Here is a 23370-nt window from a genome sequence, read left to right on the forward strand (position 1 = left end):
TCGTCATGGGTGTAGAGCAAGGTTTGTATCTTAGACGTATCACTATTTCTTACTTAGATAGTACTGAAATAAACGTATTTAAAGCTAAACGGTTATTTAACATACTTGAACAAAGTATTCTTCTCTCCCAAAACCCTTCTAATGTTGAGACTTCTGTGATTCCCCATTTTATTTTCAATCAGAATTTTGAGTGTACCTGAGTTATTCATTTGCGCTATGGAGCCATGTCTCGTCTGTCTTTGTTTCACTTCATCTCCTCGTAGAAGAGCTACAATTAGAAAAAATCCTTTTTGTACCGAACAGCTAAGTAGATTGCTGAGGCAAGGAATGCAAAAGAATATTTATATAAGAAGAAAATTTGCCACATATATTCTTTTGGGAAAATCACATCACACAAAACAATTACACATAAGATTAGGAGGGCACTTTTTAATTTTATTTGATCTGTTCTCTCATCAGCTTTACCCATTTTTTTCTGTAATACGTAGGATAGAATTCCCGCAACAAATAACAACACAAAACCGCTAACAATGAGAATATTCCAATTTCCTTGCGATTGTTCCGCCCAAGACTTTAATGGGTTAAACATTGTGTTAGAGATATCCGAGATATTAATTATCATTTTGATCATTTCCTTTCACATAAGTAAAAATATCGTTTATATCGACTTTAAAATATTCAGCAATTCGATAAGCTAACAGCAGAGTCGGAACATAATTTCCTTTCTCCATGACGAAGATGGTTTGTTTGGAAACCCCGACTTTCTCTGCCAACTCTTGCTGAGACATTCTGGCAAGTACACGATATTCATAAACCCTATTTGATATCGAATCGCCAAAATCTTTCTTCATGAACATCACCTCTTGTCTCAAATTATAAAATATTTCATTATAAAAGTAAAGTATACTTATACAAAAGATTATTCTACTTTACCTTTAAAAAGAAAAAAGCAGATCAGACGCATATTTCGGAAGGGGAATTTTAATTTTCTATAATTATAAAAATGTACAAAATGGTGATCCTTGCAGGTATGTTCCTAAATGTTTAGACAGATAAATCAAATACTTTATTCTACAGAAAGAGGCCTCTTTTCTCTATGAACATCCTTTCATGCATGTCTTTTTACACAAAATATTTTTCACTCTCATTTTTCCAATATTGACCCAATTATAAAAACTCCTATATAATAACCTTACATTTAGTCTCATTAGGAGTGATCGCCATTCAACAGTTAATCAAACAGAAAGTGTTGATCTTACTTATAATCTCCATTCTATTAATTAGTTTCTATATTTTTTTCCCACTTCTATTATCAAGCATGTTGTCCAAGCAGCATTCGATGTACCTGCCCCTTGCCTGGGGGTATGTTTTTTCCATATTTGTTTTGACGTGGAGCATTGGGCTGTTTTATACGTATTACATGAAAGCAGTTGACCGCAAATCCTTAAGTGAACAAGCTAAGGATTAGGAGCGTCTAATTATGAATGTTACCTACCTTGTATTCTTTGCGATTATCTTAATTGGAACATTAGTTATTACACATTGGGCGGCGGCGCGTAGCCGGACTACCCACCAATTCTATGTGGTCTCCGGTAGTTTAACAGGTTTTCAAAATGGTCTAGCAATTGCAGGGGATTACATTAGTTCAGCATCTTTTCTTGGAATTACAGGATTAATTGCCTTTTATGGATATGATGGTTTTTTATATGCAACGGGTTTTCTCATTTCGTATGTGGTGTTGCTTCTTTGGGTGGCAGAGCCTGTTCAGCGTCTTGGAACCTACTCAGTTGCAGATGTAGTGTATGAACGGTTTCCGAAGCGGGGGATTCGGGTAATGGTCGCGATTAGCAGTATTCTCATTTCCATTTTATATATGATTCCACAGCTTGTCGCATCAGGTCTTCTCGTTCGATTATTGTTAGGTGTTGATTATACAGCCTCTGTCTGGATCATCGGTATATTAATGACTTTATACGTCGTTTCAGGCGGGATGGTTGCGACTTCTTGGGTACAGATCATTAAAACAGTGCTGCTTATGGGTGGCACATTACTTGTCGTACTGATCTTACTCTCATGGGTGAATTGGGATATTCCACAGTTGATTCATGATGCCAAAACTCAAAGCCCTCACGGTGAGCCGTTCTTTTATCCTGGGCATTTATTTGATCATTCGATGGAAAAAGCATCCCTTACCTTGTCATTAATTCTAGGCACTTCAGGCTTACCTCATATTTTGCTTCGATTTTTAACCGTAAAAAATGCGAAGGAAGCTCGTATGTCCGCCATGTCAGCCACTTGGGGGATTGGGCTATTCTATTTAATGGCCCTTGTGTTAGGAGTTGGAACCATTGCGATTGTAGGATGGGATTCCTTAGTCAGTTCTGATCCTAGTGGAAATCTAGCGGCACTTTTACTTGCAGAAGTGGTGGGTGGTGACTTTTTAGTAGCATTTGTGATGGCTGTTGCTTTTGCCACGATTATTGCAGTAGTGACGGGACTTATTTTTGCTGCGACATCAGCTTTTTCTTATGATCTTTATCATCACATTTGGAAACGAGAACAGACAGGTGAGAAAGAATTATTACTAGTTGCTCGTAGTGGCGCTGTCGCCATTGGGCTCATTTCTATTATTCTATCGATTGGGATGGAGGGTGTGAATGTTGCTTTTTTAGTCTCTATGACGTTTGCAATTGCGGCATCTAGTATGTTCCCACTACTTATTCTAACGTTTTATTGGAAGCGCTTCAATATAATAGGGGCATATTCAACATTATTAACAGGTTTTGTTGCTGCTATCCTGTTTATTTTCCTCGGTACTGAAGGTGCGGGTATTTTGCCATTAAGTAACCCTGCGATTTTTTCCGTTCCCTTAGGCTTTTTAGGAGGACTTATAGGAACATTATGGGCGAAACAAAAGCCAAGCTACAATGATGAATCCTTTATGTTACGTGTGCATATTGACAAGCAGGAGGTTTCACCACATGATTGAGTTGATGGTGATATTACTTGAACGTATTGGACTTCTATTATTAGTTGCGTTTATGTTAACCCAAATTCCAGGATTCCGGTCATTGTTGGATCGGGACATAGCTTGGGACACCGTATTTTATCATGCACTCATTTTTGGTCTTATGGGCATCTTAGGTGCACACACAGGAGTCATTATGGATCAGGAATCATTAGTCATCGAATCATGGAAGCTAACGGTGGATCATCATGAAATTTTAATAAGTTCTGGAATGGTTATCGTGATGATTGCAGGGCTTCTTGGTGGTCCTTATGTGGGTCTTGGGTCTGGATTAATAGTCAGTTTATATATGGTTTATATTGGCGGAGGTGCGTGGTTTGCTAATAGTCTGATCCATCCATTTGCCGGGTTGATTACGGGATGGACGGGTCAGTTTTTTTCAGATGAAAGGGTCATAGCTCCTGTAAAGGCGTTATTTATTGGGATGTTCCCGCCTGTATTGTACATGGGCTTGATCTTAATGTTTATCCCAGATCAAGAGGCAGGAATTAGAATTGTCAATCATATTGGAATTCCGCTCGTCCTTACAAATGCAATTGCCCTTGCGATTATTACGATGATGATTCGTTCTGCTTTAAAAGAAATGGAACGTGAAGCGGCGCTCGAGACAAACCGGGCGCTATCCATTGCGGAGAAAACTCTTCCACATTTAAAGGATGCGACACTAGACAGTAATGCCAAAGCGATGGCTGATTTACTGTATGAAGAGTTAAATGCTGCGGCAATTGCTATTGCGGATCAACATAAGGTGCTAAGTTTTGTTGGGGAAGGACAGGATCATCACCAAGTTGGAGATCCAATCAAGATGCGGTTGTCACAAGTAGCGTTAAATACAGGAGAAATTCAGGTAGCGTATAATCAAAGTGAACTTCAGTGTTTGCATGAATCATGTCCACTTCAGACGGCCATTATGATACCCCTTTATCGCTCAAGAGAAGTGATTGGCTTAATTAATTTGTATTTTAAACACTCCCAACAAATCCGCGCTGTTGAAGTGGAATTGGCAAAAGGACTTGGAACCATCATTTCTAATCAGCTGAGTGGGTTTGAAGCAGAGAGAATGAAAGAACTATTAAAAGAGACTGAAATTAGAAATCTCCAGGCGCAAATTAATCCACATTTTTTATTTAACACATTTAACTTAATCCATTCACTAATGAGGGTTGATTATGAGGAAGCTCGTCGCATTCTTGTTCGGTTTAGTCAATATATGAGAGCTAATCTAAATACCGCAAGTAAATCACTTATTCCGTTAACAGAGGAAATGGATCATGTCGATGCCTATTTGGATATTGTGAAGGCTCGCTTTCCTGATCGTCTAAAAATCTATCGAAAAATTGATGATAGAATTATGGATGTTCTCATACCTTCAGCAACCTTGCAGCCACTAGTCGAAAACTGTATAGAGCATGGGTTAAAAAATGTGACATATACAGGTGTTATCAACATTCATATTGGACAAAGCTTGGAAGGAATAACGATGGAGGTTTCCGATAATGGGGTTGGCTTTCCTGAATCATTACTCACAACAATCGGGAAGAAGCCTTATTCAAATCGAACTGGAAATGGTACTGCTTTATATAACGTGAACGAACGACTTAAAGGCTTACTTGGAGACGAGGCACAGCTAATGTTCCGTAATTTAAAACAAGGTAGTTCGGTGTCATTTACCATTCCGATTGAGGAATACTAAACGATAGAAAGGAGCGTGAGGTCACTTGAGTATACATGTGTTAATTGCAGAAGATGAACGTTTAGCAAGGGAAGAATTAATCTATCTTTTAGAAAATGAACAGGATGTCGTCCTTTGTCCAAGTGCGAGAAATGGAGATGAGTTAATGAAGCATTACCAAGATCATGTACCTGACGTGTTATTTTTAGATATACACATGCCTGGTATGAACGGTATTGAAATAGCGGAAACTATCCGACGAGCAAATCCGCTCAAGCAGCCCCTGATTGTTTTTACTACGGCATATGACCATTACGCCGTTCAAGCTTTTGAACTTCAAGCCATTGATTATTTACTAAAACCTTTTGATCAAGAGCGATTCAGTGTCACCATGCAAAGAGTGAGGCATGCTCTGAAGGCACGGTCCCCTAAGACTAAAGCAAAAGTGGATAAATTAATTATACAAACTGATGAAAAGATGGTCGTATTAAATCCGAGTGATATTGGCTATGCGGAGCGTATTGATCGTATGATTAAAATTTACACATTAAAAAATGAAGTCATTATAACGAAAATGAGCTTGAAAGAATTAGAAGAGAAGTTAAGTGCATTTCCTTTTTATCGCCCTCATCGTAGTTATCTTGTGAATTTGGATGCCATTGAGGAAATCACTCCTTGGTTTAACGGAGCTTATAATGTCGTCATTCGGGAACCACTCCACTCAAAAATCCCAGTAAGCCGAACCGCTGCGAAAGAGTTTTTTGAAGTACTTGAAAATATATAAAGGTGAGAGAAAAAGGTAATAACGAAAGCTATTTGTAGTAATATTAATATTTTTAATACCAACATTTTAAACCAGCTATTCTACATTTCAAACAAGAATTTCTACAATTTAAGCATGTCTACAATTGAATAAAGGACTCTGTTAATATACTGAATACAAAAGTTAGAGTATTCCGTATTTTTTTCTAATTGATTGAAAGCGTTTTCCATATCGGATACTCTATCAAAGCGAAAGGGTGAGGAAATTGAATCAAAAGAAGCAGCTCAATGAGAGACAAAAGTGGTATTGGAAAAAAAATATTCGATTCATTATAAGTTTATTGGTTGTTTGGGCAGCCGTTGCTTATGGCGGTGGTATTCTATTCGCAAAACCGTTATCTAATATTCAGTTATTCGGTGTCTCCTTTTCCTTTTGGATTGCACACCAAGGTGCGATCATCGTCTTTTTCTTGCTTATTTTAACTTATGCAATCAGAATGGACCGGCTGGACCGAGAATATGCCAAGTTACTTAAAGAGGATAGGGAGGGATAAGGATTGAGTGTTGAAGCGATTACGATTACTTTGGTTGTTATTACGTTCATTATTTATACAGGGATTGGCTGGTGGTCACGGGTTAAGGATACATCAAGCTTCTATGTGGCAGGTCAAAATGTTCCGACCGTCGCAAACGGGGCAGCGATTGCGGCTGACTGGATGTCGGCAGCATCCTTTATTTCGATGGCTGGCCTTGTTGCCTTTTTAGGCTATGATGGAACGATCTACTTAATGGGATGGACAGGTGGTTATGTTTTATTAGCATTACTGCTTGCTCCTTATTTACGTAAGTTTGGGAAGTTTACGGTTCCAGATTTTATTGGTGATCGTTTCTACTCAAGTAGTGCTCGCGCTGTTGCCGCGATTGCGACAATTTTCATTTCATTAACCTATATATCAGGACAGATGCGTGGTGTAGGGATTGTCTTTAGTCGGTACTTACAAGTCGACATCATTGTCGGTGTTCTAATCGGGATGGCGGTTGTTGGTTTCTTCGCACTACTTGGCGGAATGAAAGGTGTTACTTGGACTCAGGCAGTTCAATATTTCGTTATTATTATCGCATTCCTAATCCCGGCTTGTGCGATTTCAGCTCAGTTAACAGGTAATCCTGTACCGCAATTAAGCTTTATTACAAGCGATATTGTAGAGCGACTTAGCCAAATTCAAATTGATCTTGGGATGACGGAATATATGGCACCATTTACGAATTTGTCGATGTTAAATGTATTCATGATGACGTTAGCTCTTATGGCTGGTACAGCAGGTTTACCTCACGTCATCGTCCGTTTTTACACAGTTAAAAGTGTACGTGCTGCTAGATGGTCTGCTGTTTGGGCGATTATCTTTATTGGACTATTATACTTAACAGCTCCTGCAGTTGGGGCATTCGCAAAGTATAATTTAATTGATACGATTGCGGATAAACCAATTGAAGAAGTTCAAGACATCGAATGGGTGAATAAATGGGAGACAACGGGCTTACTTCAGTTTGATGATAAAAACGGCGATGGCAACGTCAATTATACAGCTGGTGATGATAATGAAGTGATGATTGATGGAGATATCATTGTATTATCGACACCAGAAATTGCGAACCTAGCGCCATTTATTATCGCCCTGGTTGCTGCAGGTGGGCTTGCAGCCGCCTTATCAACCGCCTCAGGATTACTGATCACGATGACCAGTGCCGTCTCGCATGATATTTACTATAGGATTTTTAATAAATCAGCAAGCGAGGCGCAGAGATTGCGTGTCGGAAGGATCACGTTATTAATTGCTTTACTCGTTGCGGCCTATGTTGGTATTAACCCACCAGGATTCGCAGGTGAAGTGGTTGCCCTTGCCTTTGGGCTTGGGGCTGCAAGTTTATTCCCAGTCATCTTACTTGGGATTTTTGATAAACGAATGAATAAGGAAGGCGCGATCGCAGGTATTCTAACCGGTTTGGTCTTTACATTGTTTATGATCGGAACTATTCTATCCGAATCCATTTTTGGTACAGAAGGGGCACTCATTGATAGTTTCTTTGGCATTAATGCTCAAGGTGTCGGAGTTGTCGGAATGTTATTAAACTTCATTGTGAGCTTTATTGTGTCAAGAATGACAACAGAGCCACCTCAAGAAATTCAAGAGCTTATTGAAGATGTAAGAGCACCAGAGATTGATGAGGATGTAAGCTAAAAACTTTAGATAAACGAAAGGGGTAGCGTGATGAATTGGACACTCATATTTGGTTGTTTAGCGATACTTGTGTATTTATTAAGTCCTTGGATGAATATAAAAACAGTGCAACGGGTGATTGGCATAACATTATTTCTTGAGATCTTCTATCTCTCCGGCCACTACATTATGGAATGGCCGTTTCCAACACCGATAATATTATTGCAGTTATTAGTCGTGTCTGGCCTAGGTGTGGCGTTAGGAGTCTGTTTTTCAAAAATTTGGCCTTTACCGCTTCATAAAGGGTTTGAGCGGATCTTTCGAACATTTTTAATCATCATTCCATCTTTAGGGCTAGGGATGGGACTGCAAATTCTGCTTCAAGGTGCTTACGCAACACAGGCAATTTATCTACTCTTTGCGTTAGCAGCATGGATTGGATCAGGTCAATTTATTAAGGTAGAAGATAGTGAAGAATCTGTTTCTAATAGTAAAATAGCTAGTGGAGTGTCTTAATAACTATCGCTACCTATTCTATAAAAACAGTCTTAAAGTTAAATGTTTCACTTTAAGGCTGTTTTATTTAGCAATGATTATAATCCAATTTGTATTCTAGTTATCCAAAATCAAAAGTTTATTTTCTAATTTTTCATCTCATTCCCCGTCATAACTAAGTTGCTACATTCTGGCATGTCTTATAACTGTCAATATTCTCTTCTCTAATAGATCCTTAAAGTAAACTGATCGGCCCATTAACCTTTAGCATAATCCCTCTTTCAACTTTGATTTTTCTAAGTACGATTGTCGAAGTTTAGCATTTTTCTTAATTAATTTGATTTCTCGTAAATTAGAAGGACATGTTACCTCTATGAAAATATCGGCCCAGAGTTAAGGCAGTATTTATGTGATAGTAATATGTGAGAATTCCTTGATTATCAAATTTACCAATGGAATCGAATCTTTACAGATTCTAGATGAAAAGTGACATTAAAGGACAAGTTGACCAAGCTGCTCATATAATAGCGTTTCAGTGAAATTTGGTTCTACAATCGCGTGATAAAAATCGATCAGTGAAAAAAAAGAACACAAAAAAGGCGATACGCTCCGTAGAGAATACCGCCATATCGATGTTTCAAATACCGGTGGTCGGGGTCGAAATAGGTCTCTAATCCTTGATAATACTGATTTTCTAAAAGTAATGTGTAAAATTTGTGTAAAAATTTGAAACCTTAAGCGTCCGAATTTGGAACTAGTGAAGAAACCTCTAGATAAAACTCTAGAAGTGGTCAAAGGCTCAAAATCAGAACAACCATTCATTCTTACCAAGGTTGCACTATCAGGAAAGAAAATGGGTAGAAACACTGAAAGTGAATAAGATATTTCAAAGTATGTCTAGAAAAGGAAATTGTTTAGATAATTCACCAATGGAGAATTTCTTTGGTTTACTTTAACAAGAGATGTATCATGGGGAAGTATTGTGTTCTTATGAGAAACTAAAACACAAGATTGAGAAATATATAGTTTACTATAATAATATATGTATCAAGCAAAAATTAGCTGGTATAAGTCCAGTTCAATAGCGCAATCACACCAGCTAACTAGCTGCTTAATATAAAAATCTAACTTTTTGGGGTCATATCAGAAACTTGTCCCACATTGTTATATACAAATTTGTCGAAAAATTCACCTGTCACTGCGTCCCCTTTATGAATTGTGAACAAGAATAGCTCTTTCTATTTATACTTCCTTTTAATTTTCGGTACAATCTCCGGTAGTACTTTCATGAGTTCCATATTATGTTCCAATAAGTTACTAGTTTTTGGGTTATCAATCGAGTTATAATCAACATTACTTGTTAATTCATCGATATAAGGAATTTCCTTTGGGTTGGCTGATGTATAGGTTACTACCGATTTTTCAAAAATTATTTCATCAAGTCCCCACTCTCGGGACACTTTATAAATTTCAGCTTTTAATTTGTTTCGCTTCCATTCTTCATATGCTTCATCAAAGTTCACATCACTTGCTACATTCCCAGGTTCTAATTCCTCTTCAACAAATCGCTTCAATAACTCTGCTTGATCAAAATCACCCATATTACTTAATTCTTCAATATGTTGATAAATAATACGTAATGTTTCTGCATCCACTGTTTGTTTTCCATTTGTTGAAGTGGCTTTATCCCCGATTAATTGAATAATATAATACGCATCAATTTTTTGTGTACCAGCTAGCTTTGCTTCACCTAAAGGTAATACTGGTAAATCTTCAGGAGCATCCTGATTATCATCTCTCGTTACGTTACGATAGGCACCGACATAACGCATCCATTCATGCTCTGATATACCGAATGCTTCATCTACCCAAGCAAATTCATAATATTGTTGAATCGTATTTAATTGACTGTTTGCCTTTTTAAAAGCTTTTATGAAGATGTCCTTTGCCTCTTCATCTCTTTCTAATGCTTGCCATGCCGTTGGATCTTGTAGAATCTCCATCACTTCTTGTGAGTATTTTACAAATTCATCTACTGCTACAGGATAGGGCTCTACAATTGCTTTACTACTCTTTCCGCCACTTCCATATAAAATTAATGCATCATTTACTGTTTCTTCTGTTATTCTTGGGTACTGGAAGTTGACAATTGTGCCAAATTCCTTTTCTTTCCCATAAATTCGGTTTGTGCGTGAATAGGCTTGGATTAATCCTTGTAGTGCCAGTGAACGATCCACATATAACGTGTTAATGAATTTTGAATCATAACCCGTTAGTAACTGATCCGCAACAATAACAAGGTCAATATTTTTCGGATTCCGCCCACTTCCACCGCGTGTTGCTCGTTCAACGACATCTTCATAATATGCATCTTCCCCTCGCCGTTTATCTCCGTGAGCATATTCAATTCCAGTGAATGCCGCATAATCTTTGAACATCGTTTTAATTAAGTCTGGGTCAGTAGGTTCTTTATCTGCATCTGTTCCAAAACTAAATGTCATTGCTACGTTAATAGCAATATCATCTCGTTCAGCTAATTGCTTTTTAAACTCTTCATAATATGCTATTACTCGATGTTTAAATGCCACCGTTAAAATGGCATTGAAAACCTTATGTTGTGACTGTTCTTCCCAATTGTTTAATATTTCCTCTACCACTCTTGGAATATGTGTCTCATCATGATAGAACAATATTTTCCGTTTTTTTGCTTCCTTTTCTACTTCTAACTCAGAAAGTTCATATACTTCTCGTTCGATTTTTCTTTTTGGTGTGTCAGGTTGTTCCGCCAGTTTATATGCCACAATTTGCTCGCGTAATGTATCGTAACTTTCAAATTCTCCGGTATTTATGTAGTCAACATGAAATCCTAATACGTTTTTATCTGCAATTGCTTCATCTATCGTATATTGATGCAATAGTGGTCCGAACAGCTTTTCTGTTGTATCGATGAGTTCACTCTTCTCATTGATCATTCCTTTAATCTTATTCTCATCAAATAAGGGTGTACCAGTAAAACCATAGAACAGACCATTTTTTCGGAAGTAATTTTTAATGGTTACCATCATGTCACCCATTGTCGTTCGGTGAGCTTCATCAATAATAAAGACGATTTTCTTATTTGCTAAACTTTCATCCTTCGCCTCAACTAAATCTTTTACAAGATTATTTAACTTAAACGTGGTCGTTACAACGATACCAGTACTAGCAGATGATAAAAGTTTACGTAGTTGAAAAGTGTGCGCTGTATCATCAACGGTTACTGACTCATATTGTGCATACGCTTTGAAATTATCACTCGTACGACTGTCGAGTTCCCTCCGGTCTACTAAGAATACAACGTTATCAAATCCTGCTCTAGTTGATAAAAATAAAGCTGTTTTAAAACTCGTAATCGTTTTACCAGAACCTGTTGTATGCCAAACAAATCCCCCATGAGGAATTTTATCATCATTATCCCACCCTAGGGCAGCACCTTCGACAGCTTGCAAGGCATGTACTTGATAAGACCGTAATAACATATGTTTACGATTTTCCTCTTCTCTTGCTTCATCAATGACTAAATAATCGCCAACCATTTGGTGTGCCATCGGAATCATTAAGAAATGACCAATGACATCTTCCCAATGATTAATCGGTTTATTATATTTGTCTGCCCAATGAAAAACAAAACTTGAATTAAAGGCTTTAATGGACTTTGGTGTTGCAAAGTAACGTGTAGCTACTTCCGAAGTCATCACCATCATTTGAGAAAACGCCATGAAATTGTTCACATATTCACCATCAGCATAATACCGTTTAAACTGATTAAATGCTTCGTCTAACGATTTATCTGTACGCTTTTGTTCAATGTTAATGAGTGGTAGACCATTAATGAGTAAAACAATATCAAAACGATTTCCATTCGGTGTTTCTACTTCTCTTGCAATAGTATAGCTTGAATCTCCACCACGCACTTGTGCCTTTTTAAAGATAGTCAATGTAATTTGTTCGCGTGTAATGTCTGGATGAGAATCTCGATAAATGCCATCAATTTTCCCAGTCGATTGTTCCATTGCTAATAACTTTGCTGCTTCATAACTGTTTTCAATTTGCGATACTTTTGCCATCACTTGTGCAAATTCATTATCCGTTAAAGGAACACTTTCCAAGACATCCGCATTCATTCGGTTTAGTTCCTTGCGCCAATGATTGACTAAATCTTGTACAGTAACCTTTTGTTTATTTCCATTAAGAAAATCTGGTGCTTTCCATTTATATTGTTGTAGTTTTGCAACGAACTTATCTTGAAAAGCTTTCTCTGCCGCGTTTTTTCGCCCATTACTCATTGAATAGCTTCCTCTCTACACAAACATTTCTTCTAAATAAGCCTCTTTCATTTTCTTTAGTTTTTCTAGCCTTTTTTCTTCTGTTTTAATTTGATCATCTAAGTTTGTAAAGAACAACGATAACATTTCTAGCTCTTTTATATTGTTTGAAATAAGTATTTCTATGTTTGACATTACATTATTCATAAGCTTTGGATTTCCAACCTTAGAAACATGTTTCCATGCCTCTAAATCAAGTATTTCAGCGACAGCTTTACAAGCATATCCTTCTTTAGAAATAAGGACACCATTAACATTTGTACTATAGAATTTACCTTCTCTGTAATTAACTGTACCCGCATTAGCTCCATCAGTAGTCCAGGTAATAGCTGTGTCAAATAAATAATCAGAATAATAACCTAATAGACCATTATTTTGGGTTTGTGAGGAATATACCGGATAATGTGAAATCTTACTTTGTTTTTTTTCGATTTTTGTTGTTGAAAGTACATTACCTCTTGTCACTTGAAATATATCCCCTACTCTTCGTCTTACCCATTTCTCTTCAAATCCCTCAAATCTTCTTTTCGGTAGGGTTTCGCCTTCTTGTGGGAACATTTCGGTTAAATAAGCAGACTTTAATGCTTTTACTTTCTCAAGCTTCCGTTCTTGTTTTGAAATTCTTTCATCTAAAACCTTAAAAAACTCACCGATTTTTTGTTGTTCTTCAACTTCCGGAAAATTAAACTCCATTTTTTTAAACATACCAGTAGTGATTTGGTTAATTGTAGCACCCAAGTTTTCAGCCACTTGCCTTTTAAATAACTTAGTATTTAATAAGGTGTTATTAAAATCATAATATTTAGATCTTATACCAGTCATAAAAGCACCAATTACAGTATCTGGCATATTTTTTCTCACAACTGCATTTTTCCCTATTAAGTCTCTTGATCCATTCCTTACAACAACAATTATATCTCCAAATTTAACTTGTTCAGAGTTAACAATTTTTTTATCTACAAAAACATTGTCAGCATCTATTATTTGATTGTTTTTTATGTTCGAAGACCTTATAACAAGCGTTCCACCCTTTGAAACAACATTGTTTGGTGAATATGTTAATCCAGAAAAAAACTCTACCTTTTCACCAAGATTATATGTTCTCCATTCTCCTTCAAACCCCTTAAACCTTCTCTTCGGCACTAACTTCTTTTCTTTCATCATTCCATCACCACCAGTTCTGAAAGCATTGCTTCAAATTGCGCTTCTAGTGAATTACTTTCTGCTTCAATAGTTTTTAACGTATCAGCATATCTTTCCTTTAATTCTTTTAATATATCCAGTTCATTTTTCAAAGGTACTTCTACAAGTTTTGTGATGTCTCCTGTTAATTGACCAAACCACTTTTGATACATGAGTTGATCGATTTCTTCATTCGTTAAATTTACAATTCTTTCTTCAACTTGTTCAGTTAATGCTTTTTCTTTTTCTCTAATCGCTTTGTTTAAAGATGATCTTTCATCCAATAGTTTTCTAACCTTATCTAATAAAACATATTCTTCTGTATCTTTTGCAACCTTCTTTAATTCTGCTTTTACCGCTGATAAAGTAAAGTCGTCTTCTCTAGCATTTAAAGCATCTCCTAAGATTTGCGCTTCTTCACTTTCTTCTACTTTTGCCGCTTCAACGAGTTCATTTATTTCTTCATTAATAGCTGCTAAAGCTTCTTTTTGTGTTTCCACATCACGTAGTTCTTCTGTATAGAGTTCCTTTAATATAAGTTCATTCGGTACAATTGCTCCAACCCAACCATCTTGTTCTGTTCGCTTTGTTTTACCAGAACCTTTTGTAACCATATTCGCTTCGCGTGTTTTTCCGACTGTGTAAAAGTCACTAATAGCAATTTTCTCTGTATCTTGGGATAGTATATTTTCCCATAACTCCGCAATAATTTGATAACCATCATACGTATTAACGTGATTAAATTGTTTTAATAGCTCTTTAATTTCCGATAACATTTCTTCTTTTAACGGTTCAATATCGTTCACATCAGCCACTGTTTTTAACTTTTCCCAATATGTATCTATATAGGACTCTGTTACTTCTTTTATTGCCTTAATTTTATTTTGTACGTTTACATGTGTTAGCACTTCTTCTCTTAAATCTTTTACTGATTGTGTTAATTCCACATAGCCTGGACGTACTTCAGTAAGCGCATTATATAAAACATCTTTCGTCATCTCGTTTAGCACAGTTAGTTTTTTAATCTGGCTTAACGGAATACCGCCATACAAATGTGCATCTACATCATGGGCAATATCTTCTTCGACCACTTCAATATAACGTGGGATATTTAAGTTATATTCATTTTCTATGATGTCTTTTTTTGTTGCAAGATAACTATACCCTGGTTCACTCGTCCGTTCGATATAAGTATCAACAATTTTAGCGATATCCTTCTCTTGTAAGACGTGTTGCTTTCCTTCTTTTACAAACGATTTAGAAGCATCAATCATAAGAACAGGGTCATCTAACTTTCGGTTCTTTTTCAAAATCAACACCGTTACAGGAATGCCTGTATTGGTAAACAGTTTATCTGGCAAGCCAATGACTGTATCAATATAGTTTTTCTCTAATAGTCGTTTACGAATTTCCCCTTCTGCCCCTCCACGGAATAATACACCATGTGGAAGTACAATTGCCATCGTACCTTCTTGACCTAAATGGAATAAACCGTGTAATAAAAAGGCATAATCACCTTTAGAATCTGGTGGTAACACTCCTGCAACTTCAAATCGCGGGTCTGTTACTTTTAAGTCTTCTTGATTCCAATTTTTAACTGAGTATGGTGGGTTCATCACGACCGCATCAAACTGAACACCTTCATTTGGGCGTTCTGGATCTTCAGGCCAATCTTGCCCTAGTGTATCGCCATTTTTCACCGTCATTTTTTCTGGTCGAACTCCATGTAATAATAGATTCATTCGTGTTAAGTTATATGTAGCCGTATTTTTTTCTTGCCCATAATAATGGAGATCTTTTCGGTTATCTTCTGTTAAATATCGACTAACCGTTAAAAGTAATGAACCCGAACCAACAGTAGGATCATAAATCGATTTTACTTCCGTCGTTTTGGCAACAATTTGTGCCATGACTTCACTTACTTGACGTGGCGTATAGAACTCTCCAGCTTTTTTTCCCGATTCCATCGCAAACTGACCGATTAAATATTCGTAAGCATCTCCTAACACATCACCTTTTTGAAGTGCAACCATATCTAAATCGGCGAATAACTCAATTAATTTTCGAATGTTTTTACTTCGAGCGTTCAAGTTACTTCCTAAAGCAGTGTCTGTTAAATCAATCGTAGAACTAGAAAAAAGTCCTTTAAAATCATCGATATCTCCAGTTGTAGCAACTGTTCGTTCGAAACTTTGTAAGCTCTCTGTTACCTTCTCTAATTCAAATGTGCCTTCACGAATATCTTTTAACCATGTCTGGTATAAGTGTTTAGGTAAAACATAATATCCAAGGACGTTTTGTATCATATTGATAAGATTGTCGCCATAACTTTCATAAGCCTCTTCATAAGCTTGGACGATTTCTTCTTCATTCCCTTTAGCACCACTTGTTTTTACAAATGTTTCAAGTGTTTTATCACTAAGGAACTTATAGAACATTAATCCCAACATATAATCTTTATATCGACTGGCATCCATTGAACCTCTAAGATCATTAGCACCATCCCATAATCTTCTTTTAATATCATCTGATGTAATCATTTCTTTTCCTCCCTGTTTGTACATACATCCTTATTCAAGTGTCTAAAATATCATTAATGAGAATCTACCATGTAAAATAAAGTCCTTCTCCCCATTTTAATCGTTACTTCAAGAAATAGTAAATACCTTGTTCCTAGAATCTGCTTCGAAAATACAAACGATTTATCGAAGTAGCTAATGTCCCATATATCCCATTTTACAAATTACACCATACACATGCAAAAATACTTATGCGTCTGGATGAAAATCCAAAAGTCGTCAGTGGGACATGCACAAGTAGGTATCATTTTAGATATCTAATCACATACCAAAGAGGAAAGTGCAAAGGAATCGGAGGGCATAATTGAAAAAAATTCTGAATTAAGTATTGCGGACAGTTTGAGCCTACTGTGCATTATTAACTGCCTATAACAATATATAATGGCAAACGGGAACCGTCCCTGTTGGTATTCATGATAACTTTTACTTGTTATTTTTCAAAACAAGCACAAGTTTATTAAATATAATAAATTAATAAGTTCTTATACTGTAGAAAATTATTGTACATGTTTGATTATATTTCCTGCTAAAATGTTAAAAAAAAGGCAGATCCTGAGGATTGCCTTTGTTAAAGATACTAATAATTTTTTATATAAACTGTAATTCTTTCTTAATTTCCGACTCAGAAATTTTCTCAGTTTTATAATGTGTGATTTGCACTTCTAACAAATTACTAATTAAATTTTCTTCCTTTAATGAATCTAAATAAAACCTAAAAACTCTCTTTAATTTATTTGACATATTCATGTTATATTTCTTTTTAAAAACTAAAGCTCGTAACAAATTAAGCTCTACATGCGGATTTTTTTCTAAGCTAATATCTAATTCTGCCTTTATTAGAGAATCCCGTAACAAATCTGCATACAAGCTATTAGAATTAAAGTTATATACTACACCATCTATATTTAGATAAACAGATTTTGCTAAGTTTTCTTCACTTGGTTTTAATTCAGTATTTTTAAATGCCCAAGTATTATTTAAGTCCCAAATATCAAAATCTATTCCAGAAACTTTAATTTTATATCCACCAAATCTATTTCTTTTATATTCATAATTTTTTATGAGTTTGTTAAATTCTAATTCATCTTTAAACTTTACAGCAATATCAAAATCTCTGGGATACTGTTCATTTTTGATAAAAATATCACGAATAGCTCCTCCAAAAAATAATAGTTCTCCTGTTTCAGATAACCTTTCAACGAATTCTAGAGTTTCTGAGTATTTTCCAAGCAAACTTAATAAATCATTTTTTATATTGTTTTCAAGTTTACTCATCTCCAACTCTCCTTTACGGTAGCTTTATTCCTAATAGTTCTTGGTGTAAATTAACAGCATAACCATCAGTCATACCAGAAATAAAGTCAGTAACTAATAAAAGTCTATTGTATAATGTTAATTCTGAAAAGTCCACTTCAAGTTTTCCTTCATTAGAAAACCGCTGAATGTGTCTGAAATTTTCTGATATAATATGAATTAATTTTTCATGCTTGCTTTTTGATCTTTCTAATTTGTTAACATTAGTAACCGCTTCTACAAATAACGATAATAGATCAGATAATACTCTATCCCCAACTAATTCTAATGTTAAAACTTCCTTATTTGGATATACATATTTAAAAGCTAAATTTCTTAATTCATCAGCTAACTCTTTTGCAGATGAATTAGTTAATAAATCTCCTTTAAAACTACCACTCATTATTTGATCATAATTGGATTTAAAACACTCTACTACTGCAAAAATCATAATTCCTTGAATAGAAACTTTAAAATTTTGAACATCTATAAGGCTTTTATTAGGAACTTTATTGTTAATTGCTTCTTGCCTGTACTCCTCTAGATTTTTAAATGCAGACTCATATGTATCGCTAAATTTTTCCTTTATTTTTAAATATTCTTCCTCCCAATTAAAAACACCTTTTTTTACTGCATCTTCTATATCTGCAGTTAAATAAGCTATATCATCTGCAGCCTCTAATATGAAGGTAGCAGGATGTCTACATTCTCCAATTCCCACCTTCTCAGATATTTTTTCAAATAAATCATTCTCAGCATAGAAATAGCCGAATTTTTTCTTTCCTTTTTTAATTACATTTTCATCATTTGATGCCCATGGATATTTCATTAATGTTGCTAAAGTTCCGTATGTAAAATTAGCACCAAATGGGTCATTTAAAAATTGTAACTTAGATAAAATCCTTATTGCCTGTGAATTTCCCTCAAAATACATAAAGTCATTTTTTTGTTGCTCATTAAGTTCTCCAAAACTTTCTTGTGCAATTTTGAAAGAATCTTTATCAAACCAATCTTCAAACCACTTTCTAATAATATCTTCACCATAATGGCCAAAAGGTGGGTTTCCTAAGTCATGTACCAAGCATGATACCTCAACTAGAGAAGCTAATTCTTTTGCTCTATAAAAGTTTTCGAATATTCCTTCTTCTATTAGCCAACTACCTATATTCCAAGCTAAAGATCGTCCTAAAGAGGCTACTTCAAGTGAATGAGTGAGTCTAGTACGAATAAAATCATTATTTTGTAATGGAAATACTTGAGCTTTATCCTGAAGTCTTCTTAGTGAAGAGGAATATATAATTCTTTCATAATCTTTATCAAACTCATTTCTATGTGGTAAGCTTTTTCCTAACGATTCCCTTTGTCTATCTGTGTTTAAAAGTTGATCCCACTCTAGCAAATTAATCGCTCCTTCCTTTTTAACTTTATTTTATATTAATTCCCTTATATTTGAAACCTCATATTATATGAACCACTGGACACTATTCAAACCGCTCATTTCTCCTTCTTTCTTCGGCTAACTCTTTCTCACGCTCTTGTATAATTGCACCCTCTAATATTACTTGTTGTCTGGTTGCCCAATTTGCCACAGACATATCCTGATGTTCCTTTAACTCATAAATTAAAGGTAAACGCCTTTCCATTTCTGCTGCTAGAGACCCACTCCAGGAGCTTGGTAAAAAAGAATACCTAAAAATATCCAATATTTTGATAGGTTCATTGGACCTATCAATGATCTTCAGTGCTAAAGGCGTCCATTGTAAATTATTATCACTTTTACAAGTGCAGTAAGGCATAATTATTCTCGCCAATGATAAGTATCTTGTTTTAGGATTAGCTTCACACCATTCAATAATAACTTGCTCATTAATCTTAGAAATTGGATTCGACCTGGTACGTATCTCATCAAGAAATGGAATATCTATTTCTCTATTATTTTCATTACTTTCTAGAAATGTCTCAAGAAAAGCTTGCGGTTGGGTGGAAGCCAATGCTTCTAATACTCTACTATAATCCCAAGGGTAAATATCATAACTCATAAAACCCTGTAATAACTTATCACCTAGGATTTTTGCATTCTCTTTAGCAGAATTAGTAACATAACTAGTTTTAATAATCTCTGAAAGTTCATAATCACTTCTGTCGTTTCTTGAAGTCTTTCTTTGAAATTGAAACATAGTAAGCAACTCTTGACCTAATCCAATTATTGTTTTATTATGTTGTTCATTCTTTTTTTGTCCATGAAGTCTCATATGAAGTATTTTAATTGCTACTTCTAAGCCATTGGGTTGGGAAGAGATTAATTTTATCAATTTATAAAAGTCGCCATCATTAATAGTTTCGTGCACTCTTCCATATGCTAAATTACTATATTGCCAGATTGGTGAGGAACCACTTTCAAGAGATTCAATTAACCTTTTCACACCTCTTTCATCAATTTCAATACTTGTCTGTAACAAAGGAAATACTCTCGCTGTAGTTTTGTTCTTCAAAGCATCATCTAAAATTTTATTACAAAAACTTGGATTATTCTTTGAAAGCGTATTTAAAAAACCACGAATTACTTGATAATTTACGTTTGATTTTTCTGTATCATTTAATTTGCTTACAAATTCCTCCCAGATTATTTCAGAGTTTAATGTCCCCTCTGCCAATCCTTGTCCAAAATTAAACATCAACCAATTATTACAACTTAAGATATCAGGCAATAATTCATTTAAAATTTCATTATTGGAACCAACTTCATTACCTAAAGATTTAGCAGTATCCTCAATTTGGATAAATTCATCACTGTTAGTTTCGTCAAAGGTATCGACTAAAGAAAAAGAGTCTTCGTATAAAACATAAAGTCTTACATGTTCAACTAAACTTGTTGGTTTTAGAAGCTTATCTAATTCGTCTAAGCGAGATAAAATACCAGTTTCCAAATCTTCTTTGTTATGTTTCTTAATAGACTTAACAGCTACCCATGCTTCACCCCAAAATCCTTTCGCGGAAATTGTTTTTGCACAATGTTCGAGTTCATCATACAAACCTGTTTTAAGCCATAAGCCACTAAATTTTTCCCCGAGAATAACTTTTACTTTATTTGCAACTGGTCCATCATTCATAATATGTTTTAGAGAAAATTGAATAAAAATCTTATACCAATGCTGAATTTCCCTAATATTTTTAGGATAAAATCCATAATCTCTAGAGTGAGCTCCAAACTCAAAATAATGATCGGATATAAAACTATCAGTTTTAAGTGCAACTTCTAACAATAAAAGACCTAGTTCCCTCTCGTTGTGAATATTTGATACCACTAATTTATCAATTATATTTAGTCTTTGTTCGGGAGTAGCTTTTGTACCAGATAAATATAACTGGAACAGTGTCTTCAACATTTTTCTAATTGAATTATAATTTTCGTCTGGCCTTTCAGACAGTGCAAATAGGCAAAGTAAATTTGAAGACCGCTCAAAGTAATCTTGTTCATAAGCAATAGAGCAAAGAAGCCTAGTAAATTCATTGTAATTAGGGTTATCACGAGAAAAAAAGGTATTTGCTTCTTCTAAAAGTAAAACCTTTTCAATAGAAGCAAGAACTAATTCTTGATTTACAGGAGCAATGTTTTTGAGAAGACTAATACCAAACTCATTTAAATTACTAACACTACCTAAAAGTCCTCCTTCATTCAGCCATCTATTTGAAATTTCTTTTGCTTCCTCTGAATCGTGTAGAAAACTTAACCTTCTTGAGAAAGATTTTAATAATCTATCATTTTCTCCTTTTTCAAACGTGTTACAGATAATATTAATAGGTATATTTTCCAGAGCCCTTTGTGCAAGCTTATTTGCTATTGCATGAGGTAAAACTGCTCTCCATATACTTCTTTTTTGCACAAGATCTCGTCGTATAAGTTCACTGACATTTTCATATATTTCCCGTGTTGACATTTCAACTAATGACCCTAATATACTTAGCTCATTATTACCTGTATCATCTATTGAACTATCAAATGAATAAACCAATGAACAAACTTCTGCAGCTTGTAATAAACGGTGATTGGGTTCATTTCTTTGTTCAAACAACCTATTGAAAAGAACATTATCTCTTAACCCTGTTAGATTTTCTCCTCTTTTAACAGTATTGGCTAAAGCTATAGCAATACGTGCATTTCCTCCTGAGAATTCTGCTATAGTCCGGGCATTTACTTCACTTATATGAGAAAAGCGCAACATCAAGATATGGCCAATTAACTCTTTAGATGCTGGCTCTAAGCGAAAGACTTCGGTTTCCTCAGGTTGATCCTCCCGAACATCATATTCAACGGTAATTATACTTAATAAACTATTTGGTTTTCCACCAACTGCTACTAAACGATTATGTAATTCTGGTGGACAATTATCGACAATAAGTGTAGCGCGGCTATTTTGATTTACTAAACGTTCAGCAAGAGTACATGGATCAGGATTAGGACCATCACTTATATCAGTATAGAAAACAGTAGAAGGATTTAACGGGCTATTTCCAATTCTATCATCAAATAAGGCTTGTACTAATCTAGTTTTTCCAACACCCGAGAGGCCGACTAAACGAATATTCGACTTTGGCCGTTCTAGTATTGCTCTTAGTTTATTTAACCCTTCTAAAGCAGATACCCCATCGAAGTTGGAATTACCACTACTATATAGCCGTATTTGTTCATCTAAAAGGTATTCTTCTTTAAGTCCCCCAGGAGACCGAGCCCAATTCCCAAAAGTCCTCCATCCCTGGATAGGCCTTCCGACTTTTTCCCTTACCCAGATACCTAGAGCTGGAAAGCTTCGTACCCACCCGGCTATTCGTTCACGATCATAAAAATCAACTTTTAAATTAGACGTATTTGAAAAATCTTCAACCACTTCCTGCATTGCATCTTTTCTATCTTTTAGAGCAGAGTCAGCAGTTGATCCTTGACTACTAACAATAATATATGCACCATTTAAAGCTATTAAATCCTTAATAACTTGTTTCAGCTCACCATTTACCGTCATCTCTTTATAAATAGCACTACGAGGCATATCTGGCTTTTTGACCTGATAACCTGTATTAGACCTAGGAATAAACCCGTCACTATGAACTGAGGATGTTAATTCAACGCGTACATCAATCCCTCCGTCTTTCGCATTTTGGTGACCACCCCATGTAACGCCTGCTGTTGGTAAATTCATAGAACGAAGTTCGGCCTCACAAAGAAGTCCTATAAGTGACCTTAAATCACTGTCACTCAATTCACTAATATCTCTGCCCTCAATTTCAAACATTTGTATTTGCCCCCCTTTTCTAAATGTGTATATTCTATTCTCTTATACTTTATTATCTTTTATTTAGAGCCCTCTTACATTTATTCTACTAAACTACACATTTTCTTCCAACAAGTAACAAATTTGTAGTACGTATCTTCTATCAGTATACCCTTAAGTAGTCTATCCATATGTTTAATACATTTTTAAAAACCCCATATAGAAAGGCAAAATAATAAAAATTTTTCTGCCCCTACTAGGTATTAGTTATTATTCTGTCTGTAAAAATTCGTGCCCCGGGTATGTCAATCTTGAAAGGTTTACATTGTAGCTATGTGAGACTAAATCCCTTCGGGGTAAACGAAGACGTCCTCCGAACACCAATTCCAGAAAGATCTCTTTACCTTTGATTAGAAAAGGCTTTTTAAAACCTCAAAACCTTCCCCTCATACTTTCTATTGAGATGAGTTAAATTTACTTATTACATTTTTCTAACTTTGTTCTACCTC

General features: G+C 35.3%; 14 protein-coding genes and 1 pseudogene. 7 read left to right on the plus strand and 8 right to left on the minus strand.

From position 1 onward, the window contains the following. Nucleotides 1-274: 274 nt before the first annotated feature. Complete coding sequence (locus ACZ5N5_RS00710) at nt 275-622, minus strand: DUF2178 domain-containing protein (protein WP_109985189.1); 348 nt, start codon at nt 620-622, stop codon at nt 275-277. Continuing rightward, on the minus strand, nt 612-851 hold the full coding sequence (locus tag ACZ5N5_RS00715; RefSeq protein ID WP_054788350.1) for a helix-turn-helix transcriptional regulator: 240 nt from the start codon (nt 849-851) through the stop codon (nt 612-614). Before ACZ5N5_RS00715 ends, ACZ5N5_RS00710 begins: the two co-directional genes overlap by 11 nt. A gap of 629 nt (nt 852-1480) precedes the next feature. On the opposite strand from ACZ5N5_RS00715, the gene ACZ5N5_RS00720 reads away from it, so the two are divergent. The 7 genes and pseudogenes from ACZ5N5_RS00720 to ACZ5N5_RS00750 all read left to right on the plus strand — a co-directional run. Beyond that, complete coding sequence (locus tag ACZ5N5_RS00720; protein ID WP_464373067.1) at nt 1481-2989, plus strand: solute symporter family protein; 1509 nt, start codon at nt 1481-1483, stop codon at nt 2987-2989. Then, the gene (locus ACZ5N5_RS00725; protein ID WP_464373068.1) at nt 2982-4721 is read left to right on the plus strand and encodes a LytS/YhcK type 5TM receptor domain-containing protein; all 1740 of its coding nucleotides are present in this window, start codon (nt 2982-2984) and stop codon (nt 4719-4721) included. The genes ACZ5N5_RS00720 and ACZ5N5_RS00725 overlap by 8 nt, the downstream gene beginning before the upstream one ends. 25 nt (nt 4722-4746) lie before the next feature. Further along, nucleotides 4747-5484 carry a LytR/AlgR family response regulator transcription factor gene (locus ACZ5N5_RS00730; protein WP_464373069.1) on the plus strand — a complete coding sequence of 246 codons (738 nt, stop codon included), beginning with the start codon at nt 4747-4749 and terminating at the stop codon, nt 5482-5484. Between the two features lie 235 nt (nt 5485-5719). After that, the gene (locus ACZ5N5_RS00735) at nt 5720-6016 is read left to right on the plus strand and encodes a DUF4212 domain-containing protein (protein ID WP_425454589.1); all 297 of its coding nucleotides are present in this window, start codon (nt 5720-5722) and stop codon (nt 6014-6016) included. Nucleotides 6017-6019: 3 nt separating this feature from the next. Beyond that, nucleotides 6020-7702, plus strand: coding sequence for a sodium:solute symporter family protein (locus ACZ5N5_RS00740; RefSeq protein ID WP_054788353.1), 1683 nt, complete (start codon nt 6020-6022; stop codon nt 7700-7702). Nucleotides 7703-7732: 30 nt separating this feature from the next. Then, nucleotides 7733-8197: a hypothetical protein gene (locus tag ACZ5N5_RS00745; protein WP_054788354.1), complete on the plus strand. Its 465-nt coding sequence runs from the start codon at nt 7733-7735 to the stop codon at nt 8195-8197. Nucleotides 8198-9042: 845 nt separating this feature from the next. Continuing rightward, nucleotides 9043-9261, plus strand: a pseudogene (locus ACZ5N5_RS00750) (IS3 family transposase); the annotation flags it as partial. Nucleotides 9262-9414: 153 nt separating this feature from the next. On the opposite strand, the gene ACZ5N5_RS00755 reads toward ACZ5N5_RS00750, so the two are convergent. The 6 genes from ACZ5N5_RS00755 to ACZ5N5_RS00780 all read right to left on the minus strand — a co-directional run bounded on the left by ACZ5N5_RS00755 (nt 9415) and on the right by ACZ5N5_RS00780 (nt 22882). Beyond that, entirely contained in the window at nt 9415-12501 is a 3087-nt protein-coding gene (locus ACZ5N5_RS00755; protein ID WP_464373070.1) for a type I restriction endonuclease subunit R, read from the minus strand. Nucleotides 12502-12516: 15 nt separating this feature from the next. Then, nucleotides 12517-13704 (minus strand): restriction endonuclease subunit S, encoded by a 1188-nt coding sequence (locus ACZ5N5_RS00760; RefSeq protein ID WP_464373071.1) that lies wholly within the window; start codon nt 13702-13704, stop codon nt 12517-12519. Continuing rightward, nucleotides 13701-16262 carry a type I restriction-modification system subunit M gene (locus ACZ5N5_RS00765; RefSeq protein ID WP_464373072.1) on the minus strand — a complete coding sequence of 854 codons (2562 nt, stop codon included), beginning with the start codon at nt 16260-16262 and terminating at the stop codon, nt 13701-13703. Before ACZ5N5_RS00765 ends, ACZ5N5_RS00760 begins: the two co-directional genes overlap by 4 nt. A 627-nt stretch (nt 16263-16889) precedes the next feature. After that, nucleotides 16890-17576: a nucleotidyltransferase family protein gene (locus ACZ5N5_RS00770; RefSeq protein WP_061801278.1), complete on the minus strand. Its 687-nt coding sequence runs from the start codon at nt 17574-17576 to the stop codon at nt 16890-16892. 13 nt (nt 17577-17589) lie between these two features. Further along, entirely contained in the window at nt 17590-18993 is a 1404-nt protein-coding gene (locus tag ACZ5N5_RS00775; protein ID WP_061801279.1) for a deoxyguanosinetriphosphate triphosphohydrolase, read from the minus strand. An 82-nt stretch (nt 18994-19075) separates the two neighbouring features. Continuing rightward, nucleotides 19076-22882, minus strand: coding sequence for a hypothetical protein (locus ACZ5N5_RS00780; protein WP_464373073.1), 3807 nt, complete (start codon nt 22880-22882; stop codon nt 19076-19078). Nucleotides 22883-23370: the final 488 nt, after the last annotated feature.

The organism is Gracilibacillus sp. JCM 18966 (assembly GCF_055392695.1).

Excerpts from the sequence above, each read along its gene's own strand:
- ACZ5N5_RS00715 (WP_054788350.1), bottom strand. The coding sequence starts at position 851 with ATGAAGAAAGATTTTGGCGATTCGATATCAAATAGGGTTTATGAATAT.
- ACZ5N5_RS00780 (WP_464373073.1), bottom strand. The coding sequence starts at position 22,882 with ATGTTTGAAATTGAGGGCAGAGATATTAGTGAATTGAGTGACAGTGAT.
- ACZ5N5_RS00745 (WP_054788354.1), top strand. The coding sequence starts at position 7,733 with ATGAATTGGACACTCATATTTGGTTGTTTAGCGATACTTGTGTATTTA.
- ACZ5N5_RS00725 (WP_464373068.1), top strand. The coding sequence starts at position 2,982 with ATGATTGAGTTGATGGTGATATTACTTGAACGTATTGGACTTCTATTA.
- ACZ5N5_RS00760 (WP_464373071.1), bottom strand. The coding sequence starts at position 13,704 with ATGATGAAAGAAAAGAAGTTAGTGCCGAAGAGAAGGTTTAAGGGGTTT.
- ACZ5N5_RS00755 (WP_464373070.1), bottom strand. The coding sequence starts at position 12,501 with ATGAGTAATGGGCGAAAAAACGCGGCAGAGAAAGCTTTTCAAGATAAG.
- ACZ5N5_RS00720 (WP_464373067.1), top strand. The coding sequence starts at position 1,481 with ATGAATGTTACCTACCTTGTATTCTTTGCGATTATCTTAATTGGAACA.
- ACZ5N5_RS00770 (WP_061801278.1), bottom strand. The coding sequence starts at position 17,576 with ATGAGTAAACTTGAAAACAATATAAAAAATGATTTATTAAGTTTGCTT.
- ACZ5N5_RS00765 (WP_464373072.1), bottom strand. The coding sequence starts at position 16,262 with ATGATTACATCAGATGATATTAAAAGAAGATTATGGGATGGTGCTAAT.
- ACZ5N5_RS00710 (WP_109985189.1), bottom strand. The coding sequence starts at position 622 with ATGATAATTAATATCTCGGATATCTCTAACACAATGTTTAACCCATTA.